This is a genomic window from Cupriavidus basilensis, assembly GCF_029335485.1.
GTDB lineage: Bacteria > Pseudomonadota > Gammaproteobacteria > Burkholderiales > Burkholderiaceae > Cupriavidus > Cupriavidus basilensis_E.
Window position 1 is genome coordinate 1 of the sequence record NZ_JARJLM010000345.1, and the last position, 8,313, is coordinate 8,313.

Annotated in this window: 9 protein-coding genes; 6 read left to right on the forward strand and 3 right to left on the reverse strand. The window is 70.2% G+C overall.

Annotation, left to right across the window (positions count from 1 at the left end):
• Window positions 1–429: D-glycero-beta-D-manno-heptose 1-phosphate adenylyltransferase (gene rfaE2, locus P3W85_RS20170; protein ID WP_276266109.1), on the forward strand; the 429-nt coding region annotated here is incomplete at its 5' end.
• Between the two features lie 75 nt (window positions 430–504).
• Here the strand turns inward: rfaE2 and P3W85_RS20175 are convergent.
• From P3W85_RS20175 to P3W85_RS20185, 3 genes are all read right to left on the reverse strand, one after another.
• The gene (locus tag P3W85_RS20175; RefSeq protein WP_276266110.1) at window positions 505–1,260 is read right to left on the reverse strand and encodes an SPOR domain-containing protein; all 756 of its coding nucleotides are present in this window, start codon (window positions 1,258–1,260) and stop codon (window positions 505–507) included.
• Between the two features lie 61 nt (window positions 1,261–1,321).
• Window positions 1,322–2,173 (reverse strand): type III pantothenate kinase, encoded by an 852-nt coding sequence (locus tag P3W85_RS20180; RefSeq protein ID WP_276266111.1) that lies wholly within the window; start codon window positions 2,171–2,173, stop codon window positions 1,322–1,324.
• Window positions 2,170–3,042 carry a biotin--[acetyl-CoA-carboxylase] ligase gene (locus P3W85_RS20185; RefSeq protein WP_276266112.1) on the reverse strand — a complete coding sequence of 291 codons (873 nt, stop codon included), beginning with the start codon at window positions 3,040–3,042 and terminating at the stop codon, window positions 2,170–2,172. Before P3W85_RS20185 ends, P3W85_RS20180 begins: the two co-directional genes overlap by 4 nt.
• A 296-nt stretch (window positions 3,043–3,338) precedes the next feature.
• Between P3W85_RS20185 and P3W85_RS20190 the strand changes: the two genes are divergently transcribed.
• The 5 genes from P3W85_RS20190 (at window position 3,339) to P3W85_RS20210 (ending at window position 8,276) form a co-directional block, all read left to right on the forward strand.
• Window positions 3,339–4,460, forward strand: a complete 1,122-nt coding sequence (locus tag P3W85_RS20190) for an MlaE family ABC transporter permease (protein ID WP_035809700.1) — start codon at window positions 3,339–3,341, stop codon at window positions 4,458–4,460.
• Complete coding sequence (locus tag P3W85_RS20195) at window positions 4,457–5,317, forward strand: ABC transporter ATP-binding protein (protein ID WP_017225950.1); 861 nt, start codon at window positions 4,457–4,459, stop codon at window positions 5,315–5,317. Before P3W85_RS20190 ends, P3W85_RS20195 begins: the two co-directional genes overlap by 4 nt.
• The gene (locus tag P3W85_RS20200) at window positions 5,314–6,258 is read left to right on the forward strand and encodes an MlaD family protein (protein ID WP_276266113.1); all 945 of its coding nucleotides are present in this window, start codon (window positions 5,314–5,316) and stop codon (window positions 6,256–6,258) included. Before P3W85_RS20195 ends, P3W85_RS20200 begins: the two co-directional genes overlap by 4 nt.
• A 189-nt stretch (window positions 6,259–6,447) precedes the next feature.
• Window positions 6,448–7,008 (forward strand): ABC-type transport auxiliary lipoprotein family protein, encoded by a 561-nt coding sequence (locus P3W85_RS20205; protein WP_276266115.1) that lies wholly within the window; start codon window positions 6,448–6,450, stop codon window positions 7,006–7,008.
• 11 nt (window positions 7,009–7,019) lie between these two features.
• Complete coding sequence (locus tag P3W85_RS20210; RefSeq protein WP_276266114.1) at window positions 7,020–8,276, forward strand: VanZ family protein; 1,257 nt, start codon at window positions 7,020–7,022, stop codon at window positions 8,274–8,276.
• Window positions 8,277–8,313 lie beyond the last annotated feature (37 nt).

Consider the following 8,313-nt stretch of genomic DNA (forward strand, 5'->3'; position numbering starts at 1 on the left):
CTGGCCGCGCTCCCGCGCCCCATCGTCTTCACCAACGGCGTCTTCGACATCCTCCACCGCGGTCACGCCAGCTACCTCGCGCAAGCCAGGGCGCTGGGCGCCAGCCTGGTGGTGGGCGTCAACAGCGACGCCTCCGTGCGCATGCTCGGCAAAGGCGACGACCGTCCCCTCAACCACGAGACTGACCGCATGGCGCTGATCGCGGCGCTGGCGTCGGTGGACCTGGTGGCGATGTTCCGCGAGAAGACACCGGTCGAGCTGATCCGCCTGGTGCGTCCGGACATCTACGTCAAGGGCGGCGATTACGATATCGATACGCTGGAAGAAACGCGCCTGGTGCGCAGCTGGGGCGGCCAGGCCCACGCCATCGCCTTCCTGCACGACCGTTCCACCACCAAGCTGCTGAACAAGGTCCGCCAGGGCGCCTGAGCTTGAACCGGCAGCGCTTCCGCCCGGGAAGCGCAGGCCGCGCATGCGGCATCGAAGGTGTGAATGCGCCGGCTATCAGGCGCAGCTCAGCATATCCTGCACGCCGTAGCGCCGGCGCATCTCGTCCAGCCGGGTGCGCAGCGCCTGGTCGGCATTGCGCACGCGCAGCCACTGGCGCGTCAGCGCATGCGGCGTATCGCTCAGCACCGCGGTGCGCACGCCATGTTCGCGCAGGTTGTCCAGGAAATGCTCGGCATGCTCGCGCTCCTCGAACAAGCCCAGCGAGACCGTATAGGTTTCAGGCGTCCCCGCGCTGACCACCGACACGTCGGTGATATTGCGCCGGCGCAGTTCGCCCAGCTTGCGCTGCAGGTTTTCGCGCGAGGGCTGCGGCGGCAGGTGGACCCACCAGCGCGCCTGCTCCCGCCGCTCGAACTGTTCCACGCGCCAGGCACCGGCCGGCGCGCCCGCCAGTTCATCCGCCACGCGGCGTACCAGTTCCCCGCTGAAGCCGCCGATCTCGACACAAGCCATGGCGGACGCCGCGGCCTGCGTTGCACTGGCGCCCTGAGCCGCCGCTGCGGCCTCGTCCGCCGGCGCTGCCGCCACGCGCTGGATGCGCGCCGCGCCGGACGGCGATGCCGGCCGGGCGCCCTCTTGCTGCTTCATCTGGCGGAAGCGCTCGGGGCGTGCCTGCTGCGTGGCGCGTTCGGGCTCCCGCTCGCTTTCCATCCAGCCGGCCAGCGGCTGTGGACCGAACGCGCCCAGCACGGCCGCCAGCAGCAGTGCGTTGAGCAGGACCAGCAGGATGAACAGGCTTCGTTGGAGCATGGGGGCGATGCGGGGGGGATCGTCGGGCTTGGGAACGGTTGCCGGAGGGCTTGCCGGAGAATCAGTCCGGGGTGCCGCTCCGGCTTTGCGAGGCCATCACATGGAGGCCCAGCAGCACGAGATTATCGTGCATCTCGAACGGCATGGAGAGCGCATTTGCCAGCACCTGGCGCGCGCCGCCGGACAGCAGGCAACGGACCGGGCCGCGTTCGCCCAGGGCACGCCAGGTGCGCTCCACCGCACCGGCCTGCGCCGCCAGGCAACCGGCGGCAATGGCATCGCGGGTGTTGTCGGCCCAGGGCGCGGCCAGCCCGGTATCGCCGACACCAAGCGCCGGCAACTGGGCTGTATTGCGCGCCAGCGCGCCCAGCATCAGGTCCAGCCCCGGCAGGATCAGCCCGCCTTCGAAACGGTCCTGCGCGCTCACCACGTCGAGCGTGGTGGCGGTGCCGGCGGTCACGATCAGCAGCGCCCCCTGCGGCCGGTAGCAACGCGCGCCGATGCTGCCGATCCAGCGGTCGACGCCGAGCTGGGCGGGATCGCGGTAGCCGTTGGTAAGTCCGCCGAAGCGCGGGCCCGAGCGTACCCAGTTCACCCCGGCGCCAGCGCCGAACACGGTGTCCAGCGTGGCCTGCAGGCTGGCGGCAATGGCCGCGCCGGCCACATTGCTGACCCACACCAGCGGCTGCGCGCCGCCGGGATCGGCAGCCCGCAGCGAGGCCCATTGCGCCACCAGCGCGGCCAGCTGGTCGTGCGCCACTGCGCCGCCGTGCTGCCACGGCGTGGGCAGCGGCGCCTCGCGCAGCACGGCGCCGCGCCGCGCATCCTCGCACCACGCCCATTTCAGGCGGGTGTTGCCGATATCGATCAGCAGTTGCGGCACGCGCGGCATGCCCGCTGAAGACGCGCTCATACACCCGCTCCCGCACCCGTGGCGTCGTCCGCGGGGCGCAGCGAGACTTCGCCGCTGGCGATGCGCTCCAGGCCCGCTGGCGTTTCCAGCAGCAGGTGGCCGTCGCCGTCCACGCCGCGCGCCAGGCCCTCGGCCTGCACGCGGCCATCGTGCAGCAGGCGCACCGGCTGGTCGCGGTACGCGTCGCGCGCCGACCAGCGGGCCGCCATCGGCGCGAAGCCCTGCGCCAGGAATGCCTCGCGCATCGCCGCCAGCCGGTTCAGCACGGCGGCCAGCAGCGCGGTGGGATCGCAGTCCGGCAGGAATTCGGTCACACCGGCCAGGCCGCGCCCGAGCGCGGCCTCCATTTGCGCGTCGCGCACCAGGTTCAGGCCGATGCCGATCACCGCCCAGACCCGCTGCGGGCCGGCCGGCACCGATTCGATCAGGATACCGGCCAGTTTGCGGCCGTCGATCTGCAGGTCATTCGGCCACTTCAGCCCCACGGCCGCGCCCAGCCGCGCATCGCAGGCGGCCAGCGCCTCGGCCAGCGCAAGCCCCACCGCCAGGCTCAGCCCGCTGAGCTGCGCCGGCGCCAGCGGCAAGGGCAGCGCCACCGAGAACGTCAGTCCGGCCTGGCCCTGCCAGGGACGGCCCTGGCGGCCGCGCCCGGCGGTCTGGCGGTAGGCCAGGCGCAGCTTGCCGGCCTCGGTCCAGGGCGCGCTGCGGCTGGCCAGCGTCAGGTCGGCATTGGTCGAGCCGGTTTCGTCGACCACCTCGAGGGACCAGCCGCGCGCGGCGCCGGTAAGCGCGGCGCGCAAGCGGTCGGGATCGATGCGCCAGGCCTGGGCTGGCGAGGCGGGCGGCGGCGGAGAATGGTCAGTGGACATGCGGATCGGATCGGCAGTGGGCAACGCAAAAGGCACTAGAAAGCGCGGAAGGCACGCAAGGCTACGGAAAGAGCCTGAAACAGCACGGACAACACGCGGCGGCGGCGCAGGCACGCAAGATCTCGCAACGTCTCGCCAGCGCGGCCGGAACGGGGCCAGGCCTGCGCTGCCAGCGCCCGCGCGGGAAATCCAGCCCGCATTGTAGCTGCGCGAATCCACCGCGGAGGCGGTGCCGGCGCCCGTTGACCCTGCGGGTGGCATAGAATCGGGACTTGCCCATCACATCCCCCCATCCTTTGGACAGCATTACCACGCCAGCCATTGAAGTGACGCGCCTGGACGGAGCGGCCACAGTGCGGTTGCGCGGCGACTGGACCGCGCTTGCCCTCTCCGACTGCCACCATGCCCGCGCGCTACGCGGTGAGTTGCACGCCATTGCAGCGGACTCGCGCTGGTCGCTTGCCGGCCTCGGCCGGCTCGATCATATCGGCGCGCAGCTGATGTGGCAGGCATGGGGCGGCAAGCTGCCCGAGCGGATCGAGGCCAACGAAGCCCAGCGCCGCGTCTTCTCCCGCATTGCCGGCCTGCGCCGGGAGAACTGGAAAAAGCACATGGTGGACCGGTTCAACCCGGTGACGCTGCTGGGTGCTTCCCTGCTGTCGATGTTCTCGCAGCTCGGCAATGGCGTGACCATGCTGGGCCAGCTGACCTTCGACCTGCTGCGCCTGGCGCGCGCGCCGCAGCGCGGCCCCTGGCGCGAGATCTCGGCCAATATCTACAACGTCGGCTACAAGGCGCTCGGCATCACCGCGCTGGTGGGGTTCCTGATCGGCATCGTGCTGTCCTACCTGTCGGCCAACCAGTTGCGCATCTTTGGCGCCAGCATCTTTATCGTCAACATTCTCGGCATGGCGGTGATCCGCGAGCTGGGCCCGGTGCTGGCGGCCATCCTGATCGCCGGCCGCTCGGGCTCGGCGATCACGGCGCAGATCGGCGTGATGCGGGTCACCGAGGAACTCGACGCCATGCGCGTGATGGGCATTTCGCACGGTTTCCGGCTGATCATGCCGCGCGTGATCGCGCTGGCCATCGCCATGCCGCTGCTGGTGGCCTGGACCGATGTGCTGGCGCTGGCCGGCGGCATGCTGGCGGCCCACTTCCAGCTGGATATCAGCGCTGCCTTCTTCCTGCGCGCGCTGCCCGATGCGGTGCCGGTCGCCAACCTGTGGCTGGGACTGGGCAAGGGGGTGGTATTCGGCATCCTGATCGCGCTCACCGCCTGCCACTTCGGCTTGCGCATCCAGCCCAATACGCGCAGCCTGGGCGAAGGCACCACTGCGTCGGTGGTGACCTCGATCACCGTGGTGATCGTGGCCGATGCGATCTTCGCCATCCTGTTCAAGGATATCGGCCTATGACAACCGCTATCGATGCCCCGGCTGCCGGCGCCCGGCCGCTGGCCGGACGGACCACCGTGATCGAGGTGCGCAACCTGGTCAAGCGCTTTGGCGAGGCGGTGGTGCACGACGACCTCAACCTCGAGGTCTACCGCGGCGAGGTCTTGTCCATCGTGGGCGGCTCGGGCACCGGCAAGACCGTGCTGCTACGCCAGATCGTGGGGCTGGACCGGCCCACCTCGGGCACCATCCGCGTGTTCGGCGAGGACCTGACGCGGCTCGACGCCGCCCGGCTGCAAGCCCTGCGCAACCGCTGGGGCCTGCAGTTCCAGCGCGGCGCGCTGTTTTCCGCGCTATCGGTGATCGACAATATCGCCCTGCCGCTGCGTGAACTTCGCAGCCTGCCCGACGATCTCATCTGCGCGGCTTCGCTGCTCAAGCTGCAACTGGTGGGGCTGTCGGCGCGCGACGCCGACAAGATGCCGTCCGACCTGTCCGGCGGCATGATCAAGCGCGTGGCGCTGGCGCGGGCCCTGGCCCTGGAACCCGAGCTGGTGTTCCTGGACGAACCTACCGCCGGGCTGGACCCGATGGCCTCGGACGACTATGTGGCGCTGATCCGCGAACTGCGCCGCGAGCTGGGCCTGACCGTGGTGATGGTGACCCATGACCTCGACACGCTGGTGGCGCTGTCGGACCGCGTCGCGGTGCTGGCCGACCGCAAGGTGCTGGCGGCGCTGCCGATCCGGGAGCTGGCCCGTATCGACCACCCGTTCATCCGCGAATATTTCCTGGGCGAGCGCGGGCAGCGTGCCATGCAGGCACTGCCCGCGGCGCCCATGGCGGCGCCCGCGGGCCCGCAATCTGGAGAAGCATGATGGAAAACAAGTCACACGCCTTCCTGGCCGGCGTGTTCACGATCGGCCTCGCCATCCTGGTGATGTTCGCGATCTTCTGGTTCAGCAGCGACCACGCCGTGCGCGTGCCCTACGACCTGATCACCCGCTCCACCGTCAACGGGCTGGGGCCGCAGGCCGACGTCAAATACCGTGGGCTGGACGTGGGCAAAGTCGTGTCGATCCGCTTCGATCCCGCCGTGCCCGGCCAGATCATCGTGCGCATCAGCGTCAACCAGGACACCCCCATTACCAGCACTACCTATGCCACGCTGGGCTTCCAGGGTGTGACCGGGATCGGCTACGTGCAGCTCGACGACACCACCGCGCAGGAAGGCGGCGGGGCGCCATCGCCACGCCTGCAGACTTCCGCCAAGTCGGTGGCCCGCATCGCCATGCGGGCAGGTTTCTTCGAGGAACTGGAAAAGCGCGGCGACTCGCTGCTGACGCAGCTGGAAACGATCATGGGCTCGCTCAACGATATGTTCCAGGCCGACAACCGGCGCGACCTGATGGACGCGATCCGCTCGGTGCACAAGACCGCGGACGACTACTCGCGCCTGGCCAGCGCGATCGACCCTGCCGTGCGCCAGTTGCCGCAGGTCGCCGATAACCTGAACGCCACGCTGGCCTCGACGCGCCGCCTGACCCAGGAGCTGGCCAGCCCGAGCGGCACCGTGATGCGCACCGTCGACCGCGTCGGCCGCGACCTCCAGGGCGCCGCCGATTCCGTGCAGTCCGCCGCCGGCGGCGTCACCCAGGACACGCTGCCGCAGGTCAACGGGCTCGCGCGCGACGCGCGCCAGACCATGCGCAGCATCGACCGCGCCGCCAGCCAGTTCAACGACAGCCCGCGCAGCGTGCTGTTTGGCGGCCCCGCGGCCACGCCGGGCCCGGGCGAGCCTGGCTTCCAGGCACCCTGAGCCGAAGCGGGAGCCACCATGCCGCACCCCCGCGCAATCGCTCCACGCCTGGCGCGCCAGGCTGGCGCGCCGCATCCTTCGAGCAATCCGAGCCCTACAGGCAAACCGAGGCAAGCCATGATGCATCACGTCCAACTCCGGCCGGACCTTTCCGGGACTGCCGGCCTGCCGCGCCGGCTGGCCGCCTGCATGGCACTGGCCGGCTTGCTGCTGGGCGGCTGCGCGCTCACGCCCTCCGCCCCCGTCATCACCTATGACCTGGGTCCGCCCGCCGGTGCAGCCCCCGGATCCACGCCGCTGCCCAAGATGCGCGTGGCGCAGACCGACGGCCCCGCCTGGCTGGACGGCAACTCGCTCTATTACCGCCTGCATTACACCCAGGCGGAGCGCCTGCAGCCCTATGCCACGCAGCGCTGGGTGATGTCGCCGGTACGCCTGTTCGACGATCGCCTGCGCGAGGCAGTGGCCTCGCGCGGCGCGCTGACCTGGTTCGGCGATACCGCCGCGCCCGCGCTCAAGATTGACATGCTGGAGTTCGAGCAGGTGTTCGACAGCGCCAGCGCCAGCCGCGGCGTGATCCGGGTGCGCGCGACCGTGTTCCGCAACGGGCTGATCGGGCAGAAGACCTTCGTGGTGGCACAGCCCGCGGCCACCGCCGACGGCGCCGGCGGCGTCAAGGCGCTGGCCGCCGGCAGCGATGCCGCGATCGCGGCGATCCTCGACTGGGTGGCCACGCTGCCGCTGCGGTAAGCCGGTTTCGCATGGCATCGGCTCCCACGCCGCCTCCCGTACCGCCGCCCCCGCCGCGCCATTCCCCGCTGGCGCGGGTAGGGCTGCTGTGCTTCACGCTGCTGGTGATCTACGGCAGCCTGCACCCGTTCACCGGCTGGACCGACAACGGCATCTCGCCGCTGGCGTTCCTCACCGCGCCCAAGCCGCGCTACCTGACCCAGTTCGACCTCATCACCAATGTGCTTGGCTATTGCCCCTTCGGCGCGCTGGTGGTGCTGGCCCTGCACCCGCGCGTCTCCGGCTGGCGCGCCACGCTGCTGGCACTGGTCGCAGGCACGCTGCTGTCGGGCACCATGGAAGCGCTGCAGACCTGGCTACCCAACCGCGTCTCGTCCAATATCGACCTGATGACCAATGCGCTGGGGGCCTTGCTGGGCGGCGCGGTGGTGGCACCCTTCGCCGCCGCGCTGATCGACCGCGGCTGGCTGCGCCAGCTGCGCCTGGCCTGGTTCGAGCCGCACGCCAGCTTTGCCATCATCCTGATCCTGTTGTGGCCGTTCGCGCAGATCTTCCCGCAGGACCACCTGTTCGGCATGGGCGCCATCGTGCGCGAGTGGCTGACCGACCCGGACTCCTGGCCCGTGCAGTGGCTGCAGAATGTGTTTCCGACGCTGCCCGACGTGATCGAGGGCATTGGCCTGCTGCGGCCCGACGACGTGCAGGGACAGCAGTTGCTGGAATCGCTGGTGACCGCTTGCGGATGGGTCGGCACCGGGCTGTTCGCCTCGATCGCCATGCGCCGCCATGCGCCGATGCTGCGCATCCTGGCCGCCCTGCTGGCCGGCACGCTGCTGCTCAAGGCCACCGTGGCCGAACTGCAGTTTCCCGACGACAATGCCTTCAACTGGCTGTCCGAGGGCGGGCGCTTCGCCCTGCTGACCGGCTCGCTGGCGCTGGTATTGCTGTTGCGGCTGCCACGCTGGCTGCGTGGCGCGATGGCGCTGGCCGTGCTACTGCTGCTGCTGGTGCTGGCCAACCTGCTGCCGGCCAACCCGTATTCGTGGATCTCCGAACAGGGCTGGCGGCTGGGCCGCTTCATCCACTTCAACAGCCTGTCGCAATGGCTGGGATGGATGTGGCCGTTCCTCGCGCTGTTCTACCTGATCTGGCGCTTCGAGCAATTCCAGCTGGACCGCCGCAGCCTGCGGCGCGCGCGGCGCAAGGCGCGACGGCAGGCGGCGGCGCAGGCTGCCGCCAACGACGACACGCCGCCGCCGCAGGCTTGAGCGCCTCAGTGCGTCTGGCCGCCCTGCTCGCGGATAT